The 23,286-nt window shown below is 51.1% G+C and carries 17 protein-coding genes and 1 pseudogene; 16 read left to right on the plus strand and 2 right to left on the minus strand.

Annotated elements, in window-relative coordinates; all coding sequences use genetic code 11:
- Positions 1–54: 54 nt before the first annotated feature.
- From B5P39_RS19500 to traN, 9 genes are all read left to right on the plus strand, one after another.
- A complete protein-coding gene (locus B5P39_RS19500) occupies positions 55–5,541 on the plus strand; it encodes an Ig-like domain-containing protein (protein ID WP_088212669.1) in 5,487 nt (1,828 codons plus the stop codon).
- A 148-nt stretch (positions 5,542–5,689) separates the two neighbouring features.
- Positions 5,690–6,397, plus strand: a complete 708-nt coding sequence (locus B5P39_RS19505; RefSeq protein WP_001259346.1) for a DsbC family protein — start codon at positions 5,690–5,692, stop codon at positions 6,395–6,397.
- Complete coding sequence (gene traC, locus B5P39_RS19510) at positions 6,394–8,841, plus strand: type IV secretion system protein TraC (RefSeq protein ID WP_088212670.1); 2,448 nt, start codon at positions 6,394–6,396, stop codon at positions 8,839–8,841. Before B5P39_RS19505 ends, traC begins: the two co-directional genes overlap by 4 nt.
- A gap of 14 nt (positions 8,842–8,855) precedes the next feature.
- Positions 8,856–9,173: a hypothetical protein gene (locus B5P39_RS19515; RefSeq protein ID WP_000351984.1), complete on the plus strand. Its 318-nt coding sequence runs from the start codon at positions 8,856–8,858 to the stop codon at positions 9,171–9,173.
- Positions 9,170–9,700: a S26 family signal peptidase gene (locus tag B5P39_RS19520; protein ID WP_001010738.1), complete on the plus strand. Its 531-nt coding sequence runs from the start codon at positions 9,170–9,172 to the stop codon at positions 9,698–9,700. The genes B5P39_RS19515 and B5P39_RS19520 overlap by 4 nt, the downstream gene beginning before the upstream one ends.
- The gene (locus B5P39_RS19525; RefSeq protein WP_088212671.1) at positions 9,663–10,928 is read left to right on the plus strand and encodes a TrbC family F-type conjugative pilus assembly protein; all 1,266 of its coding nucleotides are present in this window, start codon (positions 9,663–9,665) and stop codon (positions 10,926–10,928) included. Before B5P39_RS19520 ends, B5P39_RS19525 begins: the two co-directional genes overlap by 38 nt.
- Positions 10,925–11,596 carry an EAL domain-containing protein gene (locus B5P39_RS19530; RefSeq protein ID WP_088212672.1) on the plus strand — a complete coding sequence of 224 codons (672 nt, stop codon included), beginning with the start codon at positions 10,925–10,927 and terminating at the stop codon, positions 11,594–11,596. Before B5P39_RS19525 ends, B5P39_RS19530 begins: the two co-directional genes overlap by 4 nt.
- Positions 11,597–11,616: 20 nt before the next feature.
- Positions 11,617–12,600, plus strand: a complete 984-nt coding sequence (locus B5P39_RS19535) for a TraU family protein (protein WP_015060043.1) — start codon at positions 11,617–11,619, stop codon at positions 12,598–12,600.
- Between the two features lie 115 nt (positions 12,601–12,715).
- Positions 12,716–15,514, plus strand: a complete 2,799-nt coding sequence (traN, locus tag B5P39_RS19540; protein WP_219929108.1) for a conjugal transfer mating pair stabilization protein TraN — start codon at positions 12,716–12,718, stop codon at positions 15,512–15,514.
- 38 nt (positions 15,515–15,552) lie between these two features.
- On the opposite strand, the gene B5P39_RS19545 is transcribed toward traN, so the two are convergent.
- On the minus strand, positions 15,553–16,413 hold the full coding sequence (locus tag B5P39_RS19545; RefSeq protein ID WP_088212674.1) for a hypothetical protein: 861 nt from the start codon (positions 16,411–16,413) through the stop codon (positions 15,553–15,555).
- A 122-nt stretch (positions 16,414–16,535) separates the two neighbouring features.
- Positions 16,536–17,177, minus strand: a complete 642-nt coding sequence (locus B5P39_RS19550; protein ID WP_088212675.1) for a hypothetical protein — start codon at positions 17,175–17,177, stop codon at positions 16,536–16,538.
- 293 nt (positions 17,178–17,470) lie between these two features.
- Between B5P39_RS19550 and B5P39_RS19555 the strand changes: the two genes are divergently transcribed.
- The 7 genes and pseudogenes from B5P39_RS19555 (at position 17,471) to B5P39_RS19585 (ending at position 23,135) form a co-directional block, all read left to right on the plus strand.
- Complete coding sequence (locus B5P39_RS19555) at positions 17,471–17,791, plus strand: hypothetical protein (protein ID WP_000547566.1); 321 nt, start codon at positions 17,471–17,473, stop codon at positions 17,789–17,791.
- A gap of 303 nt (positions 17,792–18,094) precedes the next feature.
- Positions 18,095–18,280 (plus strand): hypothetical protein, encoded by a 186-nt coding sequence (locus tag B5P39_RS19560; RefSeq protein WP_001186917.1) that lies wholly within the window; start codon positions 18,095–18,097, stop codon positions 18,278–18,280.
- 219 nt (positions 18,281–18,499) lie between these two features.
- Positions 18,500–19,468 carry an AAA family ATPase gene (locus B5P39_RS19565; RefSeq protein WP_088212676.1) on the plus strand — a complete coding sequence of 323 codons (969 nt, stop codon included), beginning with the start codon at positions 18,500–18,502 and terminating at the stop codon, positions 19,466–19,468.
- 10 nt (positions 19,469–19,478) lie between these two features.
- Complete coding sequence (locus tag B5P39_RS19570; RefSeq protein ID WP_088212677.1) at positions 19,479–20,387, plus strand: hypothetical protein; 909 nt, start codon at positions 19,479–19,481, stop codon at positions 20,385–20,387.
- A gap of 60 nt (positions 20,388–20,447) precedes the next feature.
- Entirely contained in the window at positions 20,448–20,978 is a 531-nt protein-coding gene (ssb, locus tag B5P39_RS19575; protein WP_088212678.1) for a single-stranded DNA-binding protein, read from the plus strand.
- A 94-nt stretch (positions 20,979–21,072) separates the two neighbouring features.
- A pseudogene (gene bet, locus B5P39_RS25255) lies at positions 21,073–21,661 on the plus strand (phage recombination protein Bet); the annotation flags it as partial.
- Between the two features lie 463 nt (positions 21,662–22,124).
- Positions 22,125–23,135 (plus strand): YqaJ viral recombinase family nuclease, encoded by a 1,011-nt coding sequence (locus B5P39_RS19585; protein WP_000706865.1) that lies wholly within the window; start codon positions 22,125–22,127, stop codon positions 23,133–23,135.
- Positions 23,136–23,286 lie beyond the last annotated feature (151 nt).

The raw sequence follows: 23,286 nt of genomic DNA on the forward strand, positions 1-23,286 counted from the left end.
CTCCCGTAACCTCCAGCATTGGGTTCTTGTAACTCAAAACGAATGGAGAATGCGATGATCAATTTCAAGCCTAAAATTCCGGCGATGCTTGGGGCTCTGGCGGTTCTTACCGCTGGTGCTGCTCATGCAGAGCTGCTGGAATACAACTTTAAGGCTCCAGATGGTACGCAACGGTCTCTGACTCCGAATGCCAACTATGCCAACCCAACGGGCAATATCTCGTTTGCCTTGAGTGCCGGTATCGACCGAAAGGTAAAGATTTCGGTGCTTCGGTCGGATGGAACAGTGGTTTCGACAGCGACCAGTCACCTTCTTGGGGCTACTGATCGCATCACAGTGGGTGGAAAATCCTACTATGGTGCGGAACTTCAACTACCAGCTCCAGTTGGTGGGGCATACACTATCAGGGCGGAAATTCTTGCCTCTGATGGTTCTACAGTACAGACGGATGAATATCCCTTTACTGTCGATGTTACATCACCGACATACTCTTCGCTTGCACCTGTTTATGGCGGTTATGGACAGGTCATTAGTGGCGATGTTTGGAAATTAGGTCTAGGTGGTTCTCAGGATAATGCCTTTTTACTATCAGGTATTTCTGATGAGTCACCCATCAAAGGAGTTAAAGCGAAACTCTACCGTCAGGATGGTTCACTCTACAAAGATGTGGCTGTGAATTACGATGACGCAAATGGACAAGCTAGACAGTCTTACCAGTCTGGATTTTTCCCCGATTCGGACTTAGATGAGGTGTTTACACTTCAGTTTGAGATAAGTGATAGCGCTGGGAATAGCTATCTTACGCCTCGCCAAAAAGTGATGTTTGATAACATAGCCAATGCTCCGTCTGCGCCTTTTGGTGTTTATGATCCTTCAAGTACAAACAACTTAGGCCCTGGATTAACCGGATTTGTTGCTTACACTGAGGGCATGACAGTTAAAACTAACCCAATCAAGTTAGCTTGGCGTGTTCCGCGTGATAACTGGCATGAGTACAGAGAAGGTGGGATAAATATGACCAATGCCTTGGGAGAGATGTCCAAGGTAGGAGAAGATGCCAGCTATGTTTATCTCGTCACAACCGCACCTTATGGCAATACTGACGGCAATTATTGGCGTTGGGTGAACTTCGGCCAGTGGGGTGGAGGCGGTATTGCTTATAACCTCACACTCTCTCCATCAGCGCCTAAAAGTCCCAGACTTTTGGGTGTGGACTACAATTACAGTGATATAGGATGGTCTAGTTTTTACCGCTACTGGGTGAACAATTCTGTTCTTCCTGTCACTGTTAGCAGTATCCGTGTCAAAGTTGAACCAAGGCCTTACGTTCAAACTGCCGTTCACATGGGAAGCTGTGAAATTCCTGTTGGTCAAGATAGCTGCGAGATTGCAAATAGCTTCACAATGGCTAAAGGCACAACAGGGTACGTCCACGATAATGCGACAGTTTTCAATCCGGATAAATCTCTTCGCTCGAATCCTCTTTGGGCAGAGGTTAACTGGAACGATCAGCACTACCCTCTGCTAAGTCAGCAGTTCGATCAAAATAGCAAGGTATTTACCTTATTCGTTAACCAGCCAGGACGAGGCGCTTACTTTGATAGGCTGCGTCTGCGAAGTGCATGGATTGAAGATAGCAAAGGCAACAAGCTGTCTCCAACTGGTGGATTAATAGCCAACAACTGGGAGAACTACACTTACCAGTGGGATCTTAAAACTCTCCCTGAGGGGCAATACAGTCTTGTTGCCGCAGCAGAGGAGATGCACGGGCCTTTAACGCGACAACCAATGTTCCAGATAACGTCTGATAGAACGCCACCAACCATGACACTCAGTGTGGCAGATGGAGCAGCTATCCAGACTCTGGATGATGTTGTTATTACCTTGGCTGATGCTATCGACCCTTCACCTAAATTGACCTCTATTGCCCTTGTAGGGGGGCCTGCCAATGACAAGGTGCAGTTGTCTTGGCGTGAGGAGTCGAAAGGTCGATTCCGCCTTGAGTACCCGGTAATGTTCCCTTCTTTGAAGGAAGGGGAATCTTACACGCTGACTGTTTCCGGTGAGGATGCACAAGGCAATGCGGTTCAAAAGGCTGTTGGCTTCGAGTACAAACCTCGTCAGGTAATGCTGGCGGATGGGATGGATGGCAAGGTCATGGTCCCCGCTGTCACTCATGAATTTGTTCATGCAGATGGAAAACGGATCATCGAAACCAAGCCGCTGACGCTCAGTGATGGTGCTGTCGTGACAGGTTCATACGATGTGTTTGCGACCCTACGTTCTGATGCGAAAGTACCGCTGGTGGTTAATGGGGTGCGTATCGAGCCAGGCCAGACAATGGGGATCATGAGCCAACATGATTTCGGTGCGTCAGGTGGTCGTTTGAGCATTCCGGTTAAACCTGCTGTTCCTGATGTGGTCGGCTCTTCCAGCCTTCTTGTCATGACCTCCGCGCCGAACTCACCCATCTTGGTTGTAGACATCAATACCTGGAAAGGGACGGCTAAGCTCTCTGCTGAATCATGGACAATTCGCCAGGTCATTGACCCAGTGAAAATCTATGCCCTGCCAGAGTCGGGTGTGCCTTGCCGGTTCACCACGAAAGAGGATGTGGCTATGGCCGCAGACCCAATTCGTGACCCGGTGTGTTTGCTCCAGTGGGACAGAACTCCAGATGAGGCTGAACAAACTACGCAGGACAACAACGGGATGAAAGTTGCTGGGCTGGTGGGGCAGGCTGTGAGTATTGGTGAACAACCTGTCGAATACAGCCTGTACCTGTTCAGTGGTGACGGTTCCAAGGTAAAAGTTGGTTCTGGCTCTCAGAACCTGACGGTAACTACTGCCTATGGCTCTGTTGGCTACACCCCGATTGATGACATTGCTCAGGTGAATCGCGTCATTGAAGATTTTGATGTGAACTTCAAGCAGAGCAAGGGGCCAGACTGTTCTATAACCCTCAGCGCAGACCGTGCGAAAAAAGAGGCCGCGAACAAGGCTGTTGGTAGTGCAAGCCGTGCCTGTCTGTTCGAGTGGCAGCAGATCCCCGATGGATTGGTCCAAGACCCGTTATCGGAATCACCTTCGCTCTCTGGTTCATTGGCCTCCAACGGCGTTCATCCACTGGGGTGGCGGGTAAGTATTTTCACCCGTAACGGCACTAGAGTGACGTTGAACGACGAGACTTTCAATGTCGAAGCGGTTGACCCACCAGCTCCGACCGTTGAACTAGCCTCCGACTACAACTTCAAAGACAACATCTACTTGGTGCCGATGACAGGTAACTACCTGGGTGATGCCATTATCAACTCTGAACGAGCTGATCTGGATATTGCCATATCGCGCAACTCTGATGTTCTTGAGTCTGAGACCTTCACTCCGGGATGGGGTGCCACCAATAAGGTGTATCGCCGCATCAATACCGATGAGCGAGCGTTGTGGGAGGAGACCACCTACAAGGTGAACGCGGCCTACAACAAGGTGCCTGATGTGAAGACTGAGGTTGTCTACCGGACTATCTCTGCACCTTCTGACAGTATCCGTCCTATCGTTGAAGTTAAAGGTGATACCGCGATTGACACCCAGGCATTGCCGGTTAGGGTTCTCATCCGTGATCAGTACAAACCTGATGGTGACTATGACGCTAACACGATGGGGGTGTGGAAAGTACGCCTGATCCAGCAAAAGGCCTACAACGAGACGGTTGCGCTCACTGATTATGCGGAAGCATCGAACGGTGAAGCTCAGTTCTCAGTAGACCTGTCTGGTGTGGATACTTCCTCCGTCCGTATCGCTGCTGAGGCTGTTCTGGAAAGCCCTGTTGAGGGTTACAACCGCACAGAGTTGTCTATCAGACCTGCCTTCTTGACAATGCTTCGTGGTGGTGCCATCGGTGCTGGCGTGGAGGCTCGCAAGTTGTCTGGTGAAGCTCCGTTCACTGCTGTGTTCAAGCTATCTTTGGACGACCGTCAGGATCTCCGGGCTACCGGCCAGGTTGTATGGGAAACCAGTAAGGACGACGGTAAAACCTGGGAGCAGTTCATCCCAGAAGATCGATACAAGTATCAGCTTGTGAAGACCTTCGACAAGGGGGAGTACCAGGTTCGGGCCAAGGTGGTGAACGTCAACTCAGGTGCGGAAAAGTACACCGAAGCGGTCAGTGTTGTCGCTTACGACAAACCTGATATTGCTGTTATCGGCCCGACCACGTTGTTTGTCGGAAGTGAAGGCAAGTACACAGCGAACCTGACGTTGAACGATGAGCCAATCTCCGGTGGCAATGCCATTGTTGAGTGGTCTACTGACGGTGGCAAAACCTACGCGCAGACAGGGGATAGCATCACGCTTTCGAGCGATGAAGAAACCCGATACCGCCTGTGGGCTCGTGTGCGCTCTGCCACGGCACCGGCTGATGACGGCTATGCCTATGAAGTTGCGAAAACGGCGGTTGACTTCCGAGCAGTGAAGGCACCTCGTCCTTACGTGACAGGGCCGCGAGTTATTGAGACCGGCAAGAAGTATGTGTTCAAAGCCGAAACCAGCCTGCCTTACCGTGGGATGGACGTGAAGCTGAACGGGTTCTTCACGCTGCCTGATGGCTCGATTGTGCAGGGTGATACTGCTGAGTACGAACCCTCTGACACTGACCTCAATCAGGCTACTGTAGAAACGAAGTACACCACCTGGATCGAAGGATACCGAGATCAGGGTGCAGAGGCTTCGCATAGCCTACGCTCCCGCGTTTGGCAGTATGTATGGCCGAGCTTCGGAATGCAGGTTGGGAAGAACGCAGACGTGGCTCCTGCGACGATCACCGCGTCAGTGCGGCCAATTGCCTTCAACGGCAAGTTGGAAGAGCCGACCTACGAGTGGGAGTTGCCGGAAGGCGCTGTGATTCAGGATCAGCGGCAGGATATTGTCCGGTCCTTTGTGATCAATGAGCCGGGTGATTACAACATCAAGGTCACTGTCCGTGATGCTCGCGGCCATGAGACCGTGATCGAGCAACCGCTCAAGATCGGCCAGGCAGCGCCCTATGCCATTGACTTGCAATACTCTGGCTCGAACAAATACGAGCGTGAGCCTCTGGATGTGCTGTTGCGACCGTACATTTCTGGCGGCCACCCACGCGACCGTATTTCGACTCGTGTTTATTCGGTAGATGGTACACCGTTGGAAAGCAGTGGTTACTACGGCAGAGCAACTCTGGGCGCTGGTGAGCACAGCATCAAGCTGAAAATAACCTCAGAAATGGGGCATGAAGCTGAGGGCGAGGTGAACATCAATGTTGCAGAGAACAAGTTGCCTGCATGTAGCCTGAGCTCACGAGAGACCGTTGGGTCGTGGATCGTCTATGCGAACTGCGAAGATACCGATGGCCGCATGAAGTCCTACGAATGGACCATTGCCGGTGAGTTGCAGAGCATCAGCTCTGATCGAGTGACTATCAGCAAGGGCACCTATAAAACGATGCCGACCATCTCTCTGGTTGGGGTCGATGACTCTGGTGGCAAATCCGAAGCTGTTACCATGAACTAAGGTTCATTCCTCTCAAAGCCCGGTTCAGACCGGGCTTTTTTTTGTATCGAGCTGGAATTGTCCAAATTGGGCTATTACAGAGGCGAGTCTATTTCCATCCCCCGGATACACTGCCCAGCATCCAGTAATCCAATCTTAGGGGATAGACATGCGGACAAAATTACTTGGGGCGCTGATGGTGTTCGGGATTATTACCGGCACGGCTCATGCGTCATCGAAATTGGAAATCACCGATCCCAGAGCGGCGAAGATAGAGGACATTGTAGAGCTACCCATCAAAGGGGTTCGAGCCGTCCAAAGTGATGGGCAGATCATGTTCCTCTCTGAAAACGGACGATTTGTTATTTCAGGACAAATCTACGACCTGTGGAGCAAGAAGCCCCTCAACACGATGTCCCAAATGAGGGATGTAGCGGAGCGTATCCACTTCAAGAGCATGGGCATGGATGTGGACACGCTGAACACTGTGTCGATGGGGCGTGGTGACAAAGAGGTGGTGGTCTTTGTTGATCCTAGGTGCGCGGTTTGTCATCAGCTCATGGGTGATGCCAAATCGCTGGTGGATGATTACACCTTTAAATTTATCGTGATTCCAGCTCTGGGTGCTGAGTCCAACCGCCTGGCAAAAAACTTGTACTGCGCGAAAGACAAAACCCACGCGCTCGATGCGCTGATGAACAACACCCTGGGTTCCCTTCCTTCAAAAGAAACCTGCGACCCCGGCCAATACGACCAAACGCTGCTGACAGCTCATTTCATTGGGATTGAGGGCGTTCCGTTCGTTGTTGCTCCGGATGGTCGTGTCAGCAAAGGACGTCCGAAGAACCTGAAATCATGGTTGGAGAGTGCTGAATGATCGTAACCATCAAAAAGAAACTCGAAGAAACGTTGATACCGGAGCACTTGCGAGCTGCCGGGATTATTCCTGTCCTTGCCTATGATGAAGACGATCATGTCTTCCTTATGGATGATCACAGTGCAGGCTTTGGTTTCATGTGCGAGCCCCTGTGTGGTGCCGATGAAAAAGTTCAGGAGCGAATGAACGGTTTCCTGAATCAGGAGTTCCCGTCGAAGACTACGCTCCAGTTTGTCCTGTTCCGCTCCCCGGACATCAATCAGGAGATGTACCGGATGATGGGTTTGCGTGATGGCTTCCGTCACGAGCTGCTGACATCTGTTATCAAGGAACGGATTAACTTCCTCCAGCACCACACGACAGATCGTATATTTGCCAAGACCAACAAAGGTATCTACGACAATGGCTTGATCCAAGACCTCAAGCTGTTCGTTACGTGCAAAGTCCCCATCAAGAACAATAACCCGACTGAAAGCGAACTCCAGCAGCTCGCACAGCTTCGCACGAAGGTCGAATCATCGCTTCAAACCGTTGGTCTGCGTCCTCGCACAATGACGGCGGTGAACTACATCCGGATCATGAGCACCATCCTGAATTGGGGGCCGGATGCTTCATGGCGACATGACTCTGTGGATTGGGAGATGGATAAGCCCATCTGCGAGCAAATCTTCGATTACGGCACCGACGTGGAAGTCAGCAAGAATGGCATCAGGCTGGGTGACTACCACGCGAAAGTCATGTCAGCGAAAAAGCTGCCTGACGTTTTCTACTTTGGTGATGCGTTGACCTATGTCGGGGATCTCAGCGGCGGCAATTCCAGCATCAAAGAAAACTACATGGTCGTGACCAATGTTTTTTTTCCTGAGGCAGAAAGCACGAAAAACACTCTGGAGCGCAAACGCCAGTTCACTGTAAACCAAGCCTACGGGCCGATGCTCAAATTCGTGCCGGTGCTGGCGGACAAAAAGGAGAGCTTCGACACTCTCTATGAGTCCATGAAAGAGGGGGCTAAGCCAGTCAAGATCACCTACTCGGTGGTTTTATTTGCTCCAACCAAAGAACGTGTTGAAGCGGCGGCGATGGCCGCACGAAACATCTGGCGTGAATCTCGGTTCGAGCTGATGGAGGACAAGTTCGTTGCTCTGCCGATGTTCCTCAACTGCCTGCCATTCTGTACCGACCGGGATGCAGTGCGAGACCTATTCCGCTACAAGACCATGACAACCGAGCAGGCTGCTGTGGTCCTGCCGGTGTTTGGGGAATGGAAGGGGACCGGGACCTATCATGCAGCGCTGATTTCCCGCAACGGCCAGCTCATGAGTCTGTCTCTTCACGACAGTAATACCAACAAGAACCTGGTGATCGCAGCCGAATCCGGCTCGGGTAAATCGTTCCTTACCAACGAACTGATTTTTTCCTACTTGTCCGAGGGGGCTCAGGTCTGGGTTATTGATGCCGGTAAGTCCTACCAGAAGTTGTCGGAAATGCTCAATGGCGACTTCGTTCACTTTGAAGAAGGAACGCACGTCTGCCTCAACCCGTTTGAGCTCATACAGAACTACGAGGACGAAGAAGACGCGATAGTCAGCCTCGTTTGTGCGATGGCTTCGGCTAAGGGCTTGCTGGATGAATGGCAAATCTCTGCGTTGAAACAGGTCCTTTCTCGCCTGTGGGAAGAGAAAGGTAAAGAGATGAAGGTTGACGACATCGCTGAGCGCTGCCTGGAAGAAGAAAATGACCAGCGCCTCAAGGATATTGGTCAGCAGCTCTACGCCTTTACGTCGCAGGGCAGCTACGGGAAATACTTCTCTCGCAAGAACAACGTCAGCTTCCAGAACCAGTTCACTGTACTGGAGCTCGATGAACTGCAAGGGCGTAAGCACTTGCGTCAGGTTGTACTACTCCAGCTTATTTACCAGATCCAACAAGAAGTATTCCTGGGTGAACGTAACCGCAAGAAAGTCGTCATCGTGGATGAGGCCTGGGACCTGCTCAAAGAAGGCGAGGTCTCGGTCTTCATGGAACATGCCTACCGCAAATTCCGTAAGTACGGTGGCTCCGTTGTCATTGCAACGCAGTCCATCAACGACCTCTATGAGAACGCAGTGGGCCGCGCCATCGCGGAGAACTCGGCCAGCATGTACTTGCTCGGCCAAACCGAAGAAACCGTGGAATCTGTTAAACGTAGCGGTCGTCTGACCCTTTCAGAGGGCGGGTTCCACACCCTCAAGACGGTACACACCATCCAAGGCGTGTACTCAGAAATCTTTATCAAATCGAAGAGCGGTATGGGCGTCGGTCGCTTGATAGTGGGCGACTTCCAGAAGCTACTTTATTCGACCGATCCGGTGGACGTTAACGCCATCGACCAGTTTGTGAAACAAGGCATGAGCATACCTGAGGCAATCAAGGCCGTAATGCGAAGCCGTCGGCAGGCTGCATAACCAGGGAGACAGTAATGGACATTAAATCAATCGCAATCGCCGCCATTCTCGGTGCCGCTGGTGGCTTCGGCGGTAGCTACTACGTGATGAGTGAACAAACGGCAAGCATCCATCAGCGTTTGAATCAAACCCCGCCAGTGGTCGTGGTTGACTTCGCTAAAGTGGCGTCGGCGTATCCCGCTGGTGCCTCTCAGGAGGAAGTTGAAAGGCTGATGGTCAAGACCAATGACGCAATTTTGAAGTTGAAAGACGCAGGTTATTTGGTCCTTGACGCAAGTGCTGTCGTCGGGGCTCCAAGTGACGTGTACCTCCCTGATGAGGTGCTGAAATGAATTTTCCACTCAAGAAGTATTTCGTCAAAAAGGAATCCTGGAAGCGCTTCGGGGTTAAGGCTGGTGTGACACTACTGGTTCTTTGGGCTGCTGGTGCGGCCTTTGCCAGCCGCTACCGTATTGGCATTGATCCACAACAGGAGAAGTGCCTGCCGGGTTACACCTTCTTCCTCATTGATCTGAACGACCAAACTCTGGAGAGGGGAGCTGTTTACGCCTTCCAAGCCAAGAACATGCAGCCTTTCTACAAGGACGGGACTCGCATGGTCAAAATCCTCACCGGTATGCCGGGGGATAAAGTCGAGATCAACGATAAGTGGAAGATCACCGTCAATGGTGATGTCGTCGGAGAGGGGCTCCAGCTCGCAGGGAAACTACATCTGCCAGAGAGCCACTTTTACGGCAAGACCACGCTGAAAGAGAACAACTACTGGTTTATGGGCAAAAGCCCATTCAGCTTCGACTCACGTTACTGGGGGACTGTGAAAAATGATCAGATCATTGGCCGCGCATATCCCCTGTTCTAAGAGCGTTCTGGTGGCGTTGATGTTCTCTGTGGCTGGCGGGGCATACGCTCAAGAGTCTCCGCTCACAGAGCAGGATAAGGCGCTTATTGAGCAAGGAAAGCAAATTGCCCAAAAGACCCAGAAGATGGAAATGCCATCTCTGTTGCAAAACCAACACATGGACGAGGCTCAGGCCGAAGCCAAGGCATTTTTCAAGCAGCTCCAAACTACTAACCCAACGCTCAAGGAGATGCACCGGAAACAGGCTGAAAAGGGCATCTACTCTGACCATCGGATACTGGTTTTCGCCTCGTTGTCTCTTGGCGAACAGGGGTTAGATGACGTCCTAACGGCGGTGTCAGGCCAGCCTGATTCTGTAATTGTGTTCCGTGGCATCCCGGAAGGAATGAACTTGGGGCAGGGAGTTAAAGCTATTCAGGCGCTCGCGGCCAAAAAAGACCCAGTGCCGAACATCATCATCAACCCTACGTTGTTCAAAACGTACAACATCACAGCCGTTCCCACGATTGTGATGCTGGAGGATGAGCCGCTGCCTGGCGAACAACCAAACGTCGTCGCCCAGGTATCCGGGTTGTCCGACCCGCTATGGTTGGCTCGGGAAGTGGATAACGGAGAAAAAGGCGATCTCGGCGTTAAGGGGCCGGTGGAGAAAATCAGTGAGCCAGACCTTATTGATGTTGCCAAGAAACGCCTTGCCAATATCGACTGGGAAGAGAAGAAGAAACAGGCTATAGAGCGCTTCTGGACCAAGCAGAATTTCAATGAGCTGCCCAGAGCGCCAAAATCTCGAACACGAGAAATTGACCCTAGCGTCATGATCACCAGTGACATCAGCACTCCGGATGGCACTGTGTTCGCTCACGCGGGTGACGTGATCAACCCATTGTGCGATCCGAAGGAAGTTTGCAAGCCTGGAACGCGGCCATTTACCCAAGCGGTCGTAGTTTTCGACCCTCTGGATAAAAAGCAAATGGAACTACTCGCCAAGAAGCTGCCTGAAATCAAGCTGGAGCCTGGCGTACAACGGATCACCTATATCGCCACAGAGTTCGACAAAGACAAAGGCTGGGATTCCTACAAGAGTGTCACCGACAACTTTGACGCGCCGGTATATCTGCTGACGCCAGATCTGATTACCCGGTTCGAGCTGGAGCACACACCGAGCGTCATTACTGCCAGAGGCAAGAAGTTTGTTGTCCGCGAACTTGCTGAGGAGGGCGGTGAATGATTTTTGCCCCGGCTTTCCAACCAATTAAAGACGTCGGCACAGGTTCGTTTGTCGCTGCTGAGGTACTGGCTCGTTGGTACGACGAAGGCCGGGTTCTTACACCATCCTCTCTGTCATCTCCTCCTTATTGGGGACTGGTGGATATGGAGATGGCACGGTTCGTTCAGGACAACCTTCATTATTGCTTGGATCTGTACCCGGCTCTCTTTCTGAATGTCTCCGAACAAACTTTGCAATCAGACGTCATCTTCAAGGCGTGGTGTAGGGTTGTCCGCGACATTGCTAAAAATCACTCATCACGGCTTGTCATCGAGATTACAGAGGGCATTCAGGACGCCTCTCTCGCATCGAGATGGGAGGCTCTGACCGAAATAGGGGTTGAGCTGGCGCTGGATGACTATGGAGACAAAAACTCTTCTCTGGATCGCCTGAGCCGTTATGACTGGCACTATTGCAAGTTTGACGCGAGAAGACTGCGGTCGCTTGAAGACTACCCGGCCATCCTCCACTGCCGCCGAAAAGGCATACAGCTCATTGCTGAGCAGGTGGAGAGCTTCCCATTGGGGGAGAACGCCAAATTACTTGGACTGTCATGGCAACAAGGTTTCTATCACGGGAAGCCTGCTGTCATGGAGAAAAATTTGAATTACGTAAAGGCCTTACCATGATGCAAAAAATTCTACGGATCATGGCCGTTAGCGCGGTCTTTTGGGTTGGTTCGGTATCGGCTGACCCTGGGTGCCAGAATGCGGAAGTGATCGGCGGAAAACTGATTACTGACATCTGCTGGAGCTGTATTTTCCCTATCAAAGTAGCAGGGGTTCCTATAAGTGGTGGAGGCGGATCATTCCCGAGTGAAGCCGTAAGCAACCCTCTGTGTATGTGCGAGGATAATCTAGGGGTCCCTCGGCCTGGAGTCACCACTTCTATGTGGGAGCCAGCACGGCTCGTTGAATTTCAGAGAGTGCCTGGCTGCTCATCAGTCTTGAATGGTGTCAGGTTCCCGTTTGATAGGACTAACCAAGGGCATCATGGCATGGGAGACATGGATGGTGGTGATGGTTCTTTTATGCACTATCACTACTATGCGTTTCCTCTGTTGGTGATGCTCGATTTATTTATTAAGCAGACCTGTAATGCTGATGGGTATATGGATCTCGACATCATGTACATGTCGGAGCTCGACCCGACCTGGAACAATGATGAGCTCGCTTTTTTTACCAATCCAGAGGCGGCGGCAGTAGCAAACCCAATTGCGGCGGCTGCGTGTACTGCTGATGCTGTCTCATCAACCGCTGGAAAACCTTTAAAACAGCTTTTCTGGTGTGCTGGTTCATGGGGCACCCTGTATCCATTTAGTGGCAACCAGAATGGTGGAAAAGGTGTTATCCGCGATAGCAGTCTTCTTAGCACAAGGGTTCTGGCTGCTTTGCATCGCCGGGGGTTAGCGTGGAAGACAATGGGTTCTGAGGCTATGTGTAGAGGCGTTATTAGCCCAACACTACCCAAAACGCAGTACAAATTCACGCTATTGCATCCGGTTCCAGAGACAAACTCATCTCACGTAATTGGCGAATCCACTCTTACGTGGGGTCTGGCGCGAACTATACCGGCAATTGGGCAAGACCCTATTTACACCATCTGGCGATGGAATGATTGCTGTAACAATTGAGCAGACCCTAACGAATTTGCACGGGCATTTTAGATTATGCCCCAAAAGGGCCACTACACGTACAGGTGGCCCTTGTCTTCTCAGATAGCATGGGAAGGTTGAAATGGAGAACACAATGCGAAGTCATAATTACTTTATGAAAGCTGTGGCCTCGCTGTTGACAGTAACCATGTCTGCGCTGCCGATACATTCCTACGCTAACGGTAGCCAAGACCAGGACATCACAGCGGTGGGTAAAGAGGCCCAGGCTTTCGGACAAAACCTCTCAAACTCATTCAAGTCGAGCTCGGGGACTGTGCAAGATGGCACAATCTCTATGCCGACGTTGAAAGACGGTCAATTCCAAATGAACGGGGGGAGTCAGATTAATGTCAATGATCTATTCCCCGGAACGAGCGGGACCAACAATAAACCTGATAGTTATTACTTCCCTGATGCCAATAAACCTGATGTGGGCGGTCTGCAAGGCATTTACGACTCTGGCGATGACATGGACAGCGTGGGGAATAATGCAAAAGGGTCGCTGTGGAGTGATGCCAATAGTGCTAATCCATCAATTTCTGGTGCGGCATACAAGGTTCTTCTCGATGCCTCTAATCGATCACGCCCTGATTTCAGTAATGACCCGGTACTAAATCTAAGCAAAAAGACCTATGAGGATATGGACCTCATCGCAGGTGGCTTTGGGGATTGTTCTGCCGAAACAACCATCAATCAGAATACTATCAACGCCCACATTCCAGAGTATGAACGGTGTCAGCGTGTTGTAGATCAAAGCGCGGACTGTGAGGTTGTCCATGACTACGACGCCTCTGTGGTGAAGCACTATGATGGCCCATACAACCTCAAGTCCTGTGGTGACGGATGCACGGAACTCTGGATTGGTAAGGTTGGGGACGATTACTGGTCCGGTAACTGTAAAATCTATGAAGAGTACACAAGAGTCCAGGTTAGTAACCCGGATGCTATCGTTTCCGCAACACTTGAATATGTTAAGTGGGATGATTACATGCAAGTGTGGGTCGGTAAGTCCGGCCAAGAGACTAAAGTGTGGTCTGGCCCAGATGGCAACTTCCCTCCAGAAACAGCCGGTAGATGTGAGCTCTCCACGAGTTGGGAGCGAAACCCTAATGTTGATGTCACTCCCTATTTTAAGAACGTGAAAGATGGTGATGTTGTTACATTCAAGATCCGTGTTTCAGTGACCGGTGAAGGTGAGGGTTTTGGCCGCATAAAACTCCGCTATGACCCATCGAAAGCCATTACCAAGGATGAGTGGGCTCCACAGAGCTGCATGGATTCAGCCAAAGGGGTGGTAGATGGTTTTGCGGAAGGCGAGATCACATGTATAGATGACCCGACTGATGCTACTGGCTGCACAGTCATCAATGGGATCAAAGTTTGCGAATCTCAACTCAAGCCGTCACCTTTGCCTGGTATTCCCAAACTATGCAAAAAGGTTCGAGTTAAAGCTGACTATGACTTCTATAAGGGGCAAATGGACTGCTGGACAGACCCTCAAGGTGAAACGCACTGTCCGGTAAACACGGGCGGGAATCTCGATAGCTGTCAGAAATATGAAGAAAACCCTCAGTGCGGCTTCATCAGTTCCAAATGTGTTGATGGTGCTCAGGGAAGTTCTGGTACGTGCTACGTCCACGAGGATACTTATGACTGTGGTACAGATGTTTCTGTTCCGACCTTGGAAAAGGAAACTGAGTACCAGTGCGGTGGGCCTATACGCTGCATGGGAGATGACTGCCTTGATTTGACCAAAACACAAAGCACTGATTTTGCTCGCGCTACTGCGTTGCTCAATGCAGCCCAATTCATGACGCAGGATATGAGCTGCACAGGCCAAGATGGGGATGACAATCCTACCGGGGATGAAAACGTTATTTGCTCTGCTTTTGCAGGGGAAGCTGGCGAATGCAAGATAGCTGTTGGGGGAGTTTCTGATTGCTGTGAAAAGCCAACCAATATATCTCTTGCCGATTATCTGACCCTAATAATGGCCGTTCCAAAGCTCGATGGCGCAGTGATGGGGCTGACTGATGGTAATGCGCTTAAAGGGGCTTATCAGGTACTTAGGGAACCTGCCCTTCAAGGGTGGACAGAAGTCACAAAACCGTTCACAAGTTATATAGAGAACGTTTCAGGTGCTGTTGATTCGTTCTTTCAGCCTGTAGAGCAGTTTGTTGATCAACTCATTGACCAACTCAAAGAGCAAGTCAAAGAAGTGATGATGGATGTCATGAAATCAGCAGGCCAAGATGCAGCAACAGAGCAGGCGGCTGCCGCAGCATCTGAACAAGCTGCCGAAGCGATGATGGAGACTGCGACAACATGGCTTAGCACTGCCATGACGATATATACCGTCTATGTCGTTGCGATGGTGATGATCCAGATGATTTATAAGTGCGAGGAAGAAGAGTTCACTATGAACGCCAAAAGAGCGCTCAAGAATTGCACCTATGTAGGCTCTTATTGTAAATCTAAGGTGTTAGGTGCTTGTATTGAAAAAAGAGAAGCGTATTGCTGCTTCAATTCTCCGCTCTCTCGTATTATACAAGAACAGGTTCGCCCTCAATTGGGGCAGAACTTTGGAGACCCAAAAAATCCTCAGTGTGAAGGGATTCCACTAGATAAAATTGCCGAAATTGATTGGAGCAAAATTAATTTGGATGAGTGGCTTGGGATATTACAGCAGAACGGTAAATTCCCTGATCCGGCCTCAATAAATCTCGACTCGCTGACTGGAGCAGGGAATGACTTCAATATTGACGGGACGCGGAAGAATGCTCAGGAAAGGGCGTTGGAGCGGTTGGAAGGGATTGATATTGACGCGAAGCGAAAAGAGGCGACAAACAGCATAGACCCTCAAACAGGCGCGCCAACTGGTGGTGGTGGATAAAAAAAGGGGCCTTTCGGCCCCTTTCTCATGTAGATTGATTACGCTTCTGGGTAAACAAATAGCTCTGCTTTTCCCTGATCAAGAAGGTAAGGGAAAGCAACTTTTTCGCCATTATCCAGCTCAACCGATTTTGGAGCAAGGTAGAGGTAGGCCCAAGCTGGTAGCTGTTTGCTAATAGCTGCGTAGATCGCTTGCTGAGGAGCATGGCTTGCCGCCCCATTACCGACATTCACAAAGTTGTATGCGGTCTCATGGCCTGATGTGAAGGCATACGCTGTACCTTGAACGCCAGAGACAAAATTAGGAGCTGACCCTAGGCGAGGCTCCACGATTTTCACCTTAACGGAACACATGTCAGCTACCTTACTTTGTCCGTTCACCCACGTCGGGCAACCCCATTCATTCTTGTAGAACTGATAGGTTAGGCGACCGTCTTTGTCATACAGAAGCGTGAAATTGGCACCCAAATCAGTCAGCGCTGACTCAATGGAAACTTTCACATGTGAAAGAAATTTGGCCTGAGCGTCTACCGGTGAAACTGCTTCGTTACCAGGCATCCAAGCGATCAAGCTATTGCGAGCGCCATGCTGTTTGGGGCCGATAGCCCAGTTCGCAAGGTTGACCAAGCCACCTTGCCAGTCGGTCATTCCGAGCTGAGGTGACATGTAGCCAGACAGCACGTAGGCTGCCCCAAACGTTTTGGTGTCGGTCAGACGCTCCAGCTTGTCACGCGGAACAGAAGCGTCTTGGATGCCTGTTACCAAGCCACCGGCCTCCGCGATGTTGTAAGCGCGACTGTGATTGGTTTTGTACGCTGTGGGTTCGTAACTGCTGGTGGATGCACAGCCAGATAGAGCTGCTACAGCCAGAGCCACGGTGGTGATTAAAGCCTTTTTCATGTTGTTCTCCGTTCTTACCTGAGTTGAATCTGATTTACTTCGATAATATCACAGCATCAAAAAATGCAACCATAAAAGACAAAAAAAAGCCCCTCGGGCGAGGGGCAAAGGTTTGGGCTGGGTTATGCTGCTTTTGTTTTCTCGGCTTCGTCTGCGATTTCCTTGTCGCCGGTTGCAGATTCCGGAGCGGCTTCGGCCACTTCACCTTCTTTGCCTTTGCTGTGGGCGGAAATGCGAGCCCGTTTCTCGATGCCTATGATTCGACCGGCCAGCTTGATGAGGCGTTGCTGCCATTGGTAAGTGGCGTCGGTGCGCTGCTTGCTGGTCAGTACGGTGTTCAGCCAGAGAGTGTCAACGATCCCCATCAGGGTATCCAGTTTGCGGATCAGGTGTGCAAACTGAGCAACCTGAGGAGAGTTGATCTCGATGGTGTATTCGTTCGGGTTAGTGTAGCCGGGCATCATGTCGATGCCGTTATCTTCCATCAGCTTGTTGAGCTGAGCGGTCGCTTTGTCCAGATCTTCGGAGACCTTGGAGATATGTTCCAGGATGACGGTTTCAACCTGGTCAATTTCCTCCTGCTCACCGATGATGCGAAGGATCACGTCGATGGAGAACAGGGAGTTGGAAACTCGCTCAAAGCTGCGTTCCATGACGCGCTGAGCTTGGAGGCTGTTTACTTTCAGAACTTGCTTGAAAACAGGGCGAGAGTAGTGGTTGCCGCGGTCGTTGTTTGTGTCCAGTGCTACTTGTGCTTCTGCCATTAGAGATACTCCTAAATTTGAGGTACAGATAAACGCACTGGAAAGGATAAATGCGGTCAATCTGTAACCTGACCTCTCGAAGTGCCCAAAATGGACAGTTACAGCGTTTTCTGTTTAGCAAAGGTGAGCTATATTTGAATCATCTTAGTCGCTCTGCGGCTATAGGTGAGATAGCTGGTCTCCGAAAACAAACAGCATCTAGTCTTATGCCGTATGGCATTACTTAACCCCAAGCCGGGGGCTTCTCCCGGTTTCCGGGTGTTGCCCCTGTTTTTTTACATAGGAGCAACACCATGCACATCATCACTTTCATTGTAGTTCTGCTTGCATCTCTGGGCGCACTGTACGTAGGCGCGAAGGCATTTGCTTTTTCCTTCATCGTTCTCGCTAAAGTGTTCCAGCGTATCGGTTTGTTCCTTTGGAACAAATTCGCAGTTCCTGCAATGCGGTCTGTACAGGCCGTCATCAAAGAACGTGCTGCCAAGGCTGAACAAGCCAAAGCAGTCGTTGAACCTGAGGTAACTCAAGTTCAAGAAGTCGCTAAACAAGAACCTGACTGGGATTATCTCGAAATCCCGACTTACCTTCGTAAGGGCAAGGAACTTGTTTGGTAATAACTGTCGCTGAGTAATCTTCGACACTTTCAAACCCATCGGGGCAACCATACCCCGACGGGGATGTTGCCCCTTTTTGCTTAGGAGCAACATCATGGAAATCGCTATCATCGCTTTGTGTATCCCTACTGGTTGGGCAATCTCTCGTCCTTTCGTGAGAATCGCTGAATCGTTCGGTTACTGCTGATAGTCAACGCAAAGGGAGGGGGCAACCCCTCTCTTTCTGGTCAAGCCTCTGTGGCTTGTCCTCAAAGTCTTCTGGTGTCAGTTGGCTTTGACGACAAGCTACAGGGGGAATGTCGAATGCAACAGAATCTTCATGTTTACGACGATCACGCAGGCATCATCTATCTGGCTGATGGACGCGAGGTGAAATTTGATCCGAAACTGTATTCCAGCTCCTACCAGGCGCACAGTGAAGCAGTGAAGTGGGCCAAAGAAACCGGGGTCATTGGTCAAAACGACGATGTGGTGATGTTCGTCCATTGAGGGAGTAGCCTCCAGGAGAGGCTACTCTCCTCGCTCCTTAAAAGTCTTCTTACTCATGGTGAATACCATCAGTAAGCAGATTTTGTTCTCTTCGGAGAGCGAAAAGTGCGATAGCTGGTCGCCAAAAACAAACAGCAAATTAACGTTAATTTACTAGCCCAACCGGGCGCATCCGCCCGGTTCGGGACGTGGTGCGCCTGTCACAATAGGAGCGCACCTATGTCTCAATACTATCAATTCTCAGTAAGCAAGGTTTTCGGTATGCCCAGCATTCCGGAGAAGGTAACGGCCATCGGCTACGCTGACGGTTCAAACCCTTTCATCCCTGCCACTGATACCAACTACGTTTTCCGCAAAGAGTTTCTGCGAGAGGTCTTGGCCTATCTCAAAGAGCCTGGCGGTGACGCATTGTTCGTAACCGGCCCTACCGGGTCTGGCAAAACCTCAGGTATCACCGAGATCGCTGGTCGTCTCAACTGGCCTGTTCAGCAAATCACTGCCCACGGGCGGATGGAGCTCACAGATCTAATTGGACATCACGCTCTGGTCGCGGAAAAGCCTGGTCAACCACCTGTCATGAAGTTCATGTATGGACCTCTGGCAGTCGCTATGCGTGAAGGTCATCTGCTCCTCATCAACGAGGTGGATTTGGCCGACCCTGCCGAGCTGGCTGGTCTCAACGATGTCCTTGAAGGGCGTCCCCTTGTGATCGCTCAGAATGGCGGGGAAATCATCAAGCCGCACCCGATGTTTCGTGTGGTCGTTACTGGTAACTCTACGGGGTCCGGTGATGCTTCTGGTTTGTACCAGGGGGTGATGATGCAGAACCTCGCAGCTATGGATCGCTATCGTTTCACCAAAGTAGGGTATGCGGATGAGGAAGCTGAACTCAGCATTCTTGGCCGTGTTACTCCGAAACTTCCGGAAAATGTGCGGAAGGGAATGGTTCGGATTGCTAATCAGGTCCGCAAACTGTTTCTTGGCGAAAACGGTGAAGATGGTCAGATCAGCGTCACCATGTCTACTCGGACGTTGGTGCGTTGGGCGAAACTGTCTCTAGCGTTCCGTGGTGCCCCAAATGCTCTTGAATACGCCCTGGATCAAGCTCTGCTTATCCGTGCGGCCAAAGAGGAGCGTGAAGCCATCCTGCGTGTTGCGAAGGATGTGTTCGGGGACCAATGGCGCTAAGGGGTGACGCATGAAGAAAAATGACTGTTTGTGCCGTCGTTACACTGCTAAAGAGTGGGGTAATGACGAAACCACAATAGAAGTCTTCATTGGCTACAAATTGCTCCGGGAGCCCAGCTCCTCGGAGCCAGGCCAATTCACGATGGTCGAGCTACGCCGAACCGTCATTGATGGGAAAGCTGAAAATTGGTCTGAGACAATGCTCGAAGGACCTTTTGAAGCTAACGGCCCGGACACGATCCCAATGTCCTACAAGGACAAAGAAAGCCAGTATGTGTCACAGTTTCTCAGCCAGGGGTACACCTTTCTGGATGAGGTGCTGGTAAACGCAGAGACACAGACGGTGCTGGAAGGGGGGAATGTTTCAGCCGGACAAACAGCCAACTTGGGATCTCTCAACTGGCTGTTATCTCCGCCCTCTGAGTTACCTCCAGGTGACATAAACCTCTTCAAAGGTTTTGTTGCTGGGGTTTTTGCCAAAGGAGCCGGTTTAATCGGCTTTGAGGTTGCTCGGAGCGAAGGCTCAAATGACTTGCTACCCAGTGTGCTGATGCGTACTGACAGCGGTTATGAGCTTGGGGTTAACACTGGACTAGGCGAAAACACTATCCATCCAGCTACGCTGGAAGGCGCTGGTGAACTCCGCCCGGAACATGGTCACAAACCCCTGCTGATGTTGGTTTACCTGCAACAGCGTTTCGCGGATGACTTTTCAAACGTAGAGAAGCCGCTGGTGGCATTCTGTGATGAACAGGGTGATACCTTCGACTACGAACGTTTTGATTCACTAAAACCCCTCATTGAACGGTTTGGTTTCAGTTACGACGAAGTAAGAGCAGATGCAGAAAGGCTTGGCCTTGTATCTGAGCTGATTCGCCTGGCAGAGATCGACGCCGAACAAGAGGATCACTTTTTTTAACCCTTACGGGGGCTTGCTCCCCGAAAGGGGCGTTGGCCCTCTCCAAATAACTTGGAGGTCATGATGTCTAAAGGCGTCAACAAAGTAATTCTGGTCGGTAATCTCGGTTCTGACCCGGAAATTCGCTACATGCCAAGCGGCACTGCCGTTGCCAACTTCAACGTTGCAACAACGGATACGTGGCGCGATAAGCAGTCTGGCGAGCAAAGAGAGCATACTGAGTGGCACCGTGTTGTGCTTAAAGGTCGTTTGGCGGAAGTCGCTGGTGAGTACCTGAAAAAGGGCTCCCAAGTCTATCTCGAAGGGAGCAACCGCACCCGGAAGTGGACTGATAGCCAACAAATCGAGCGCTACACCACCGAAGTACACTGCGTTGAAATGCAGATGCTTGGTGGTCGTGGAAATGCACCTCAGGACAACTCTCAACGTGCAGCGCCCCAAAAAGGGCAACGTACAGGAGCCGGTACGCAATCTGCTCCTGTGCAGCAATCAGCACCGCAAGGTGGTATGGGCGGAGGCTATGGTCCCGCTCCTGATGGCTGGGATGATGACATCCCGTTCATGCGGCTGCACCACTTGGCTGGCGGGTAACACCGCCAACTCTTACTAAACCCCACGGGGGCACTCATGCCCCGAGGGGGTCATGGTGTCCTCAAACCGTTCATTCGTGAATTGGAGAAACACCATGTCTGATAACAAATCTCTTGTAACCCGTATCGCAAGCCGGTTTGGCGTGGACACCCGAAAGTTCTATGAAACTTTGAAGGCGACCGCATTCAAGCAGCGAGATGGAAGTGCCCCGACCGATGAGCAGATGATGACGCTCCTGATCGTGGCTGAACAGTACGGTTTGAACCCTTTCACTCGGGAAATCTATGCGTTTCCTGACAAGCAAAATGGGATCATTCCGGTAGTAGGTGTTGATGGTTGGAGCCGCATCATCAACGAGCATCCCCAGTATGATGGCGTCGAGTTCGTGTATTCGGACAAGATGGTCAGAATGCAGGGGGCGAAAGTTGACTGCCCTGAGTGGATTGAATGCGTGATTTACCGTAAGGACAGATCTCGCCCTATCCGCATCAAGGAGTTCATTGATGAGGTGTACCGTGAACCGTTTCAGGGTCAAGGTCGCAATGGTGCTTACACTGTTGATGGCCCCTGGCAAACGCACACCAAGCGTCAACTCCGGCACAAGTCGCTGATCCAGTGTTCTCGTGTCGCATTTGGTTTCTCTGGTATTTATGACCAGGATGAAGCTGAACGCATCCGTGAAATGGAGCAGGCATCGGCCATTAACCCGGCTATTGCCAATCTCCCTTCACCATCTCAAGTTCAAAGCCAAGAGCCTTTGGCTATTGAGCACAAAGAGCTTGACCCGATCCTAACCAAACTCGCAAATCGCGCCATTGCTGAAAACGCATGGTCTGCGGCGCATGAGTATGTGAAAGGACGGTATGAAGGTTCGGAACTGCAATATGCGACTCAATTCCTTCGTGACAAGGAGATGGATCAAATGGAGCCTCCGAAACCTGACTACCAGGAAGCGCACGAGCAAGAGTCCGCCGCTGGTGGTTCTGCAAATGCTGAACCTGGTGCCGAAGAAATGCCGCCTTTGAGTGACGAGGACATGATCCCTGTTACAGAAGAGGAGGGCGCGGAAGGCAGTTACTACTAACCCCAACGGGGGGGACTCCCCCGCTGGGGGAGATCTCCCTCCTAACCATTGGAGAGAGGTCCATGAAAATAGTCAACCTATCGCAACGAGAGGAAGATTGGCTTGATTGGCGGCGTCAAGGTGTAACAGCCACTGACGCCGCTATCCTGCTCAATCGGTCTCCGTACAAAACACGATGGAGACTGTGGGCCGAGAAGACTGGGTATGCGCGTGAAGTCGATCTGAGTCTTAATCCGCTGGTTCGCCGGGGGATAGAAAACGAAGATGCTGCAAGACGCGCTTTCGAGGAGAAGTATGATGACATGCTGCTCCCCGCCTGTGTCGAATCGGTTCAATACCCGCTCATGAGGGCCTCCCTGGATGGCCTGAGAGATAACGGGGAGCCCGTCGAGCTGAAAAGCCCGAGTGCGACTGTCTGGGAAGATGTTTGTGCTGAGAAAGCAAACAGCAAGGCATACCAGCTTTATTACCCGCAGGTGCAACACCAGCTCCTGGTAACGGGGGCCAAGCAAGGCTGGTTAGTCTTCTACTTTGAAGGTCAGATTCAGGAGTTTCCAATACTCCGAGACGAAGCCATGATTCAAGAAATCTTGGCCGAGGCTAAAAAGTTCTGGCAACAGGTAGTAGACAAGAAGGAGCCCGACAAAGATCCAGAGAGAGACCTGTACATACCGCAAGGTGAAGAGGTCAACCGTTGGATTGCTGCTGCTGAGGAATACCGCCTCTATGATGCTGAGATTCAGGAGCTGAAACAGCGACTGTCTGAGCTTCAAGAAAGGCAAAAGCCTCATCTCGACACCATGAAGTCCCTCATGGGGGAATACTTCCATGCCGACTACTGCGGTGTGATGGTAACGAGATACAAAGCGGCTGGCCGGGTAGACTACAAAAAGCTGTTGGCTGATAAGGCGTCAGGCGTGAAGCCTGAGGATGTTGACCAGTACAGAGAGAAGTCATCAGAGCGGTGCCGTGTAACGGTTACTGGCTCTGTGAAGCCACGGTACATTGTTGATGAGGACGTGCTTGCTCCTCTTGATGATTTGCCGGAAGAAGTAGAGACGTTCTACTGGTGAGTGGGGGATTTTCCCCCGCTTTCCCTTGGGGATTCTGGGAGTCTCCAACGGAAAGCAAGATTTTGTTCTCTTCGGAGAGCGAAAAGTGCGATAGCTGGTCGCCAAAAACAAACAGCAAATTAACGTTAATTTACTAGCCCAACCGGGCGCA

It is taken from the genome of Shewanella sp. Shew256 (genome assembly GCF_002196695.1).
GTDB classification, from domain to species: Bacteria; Pseudomonadota; Gammaproteobacteria; order Enterobacterales; family Shewanellaceae; genus Shewanella; species Shewanella mangrovisoli.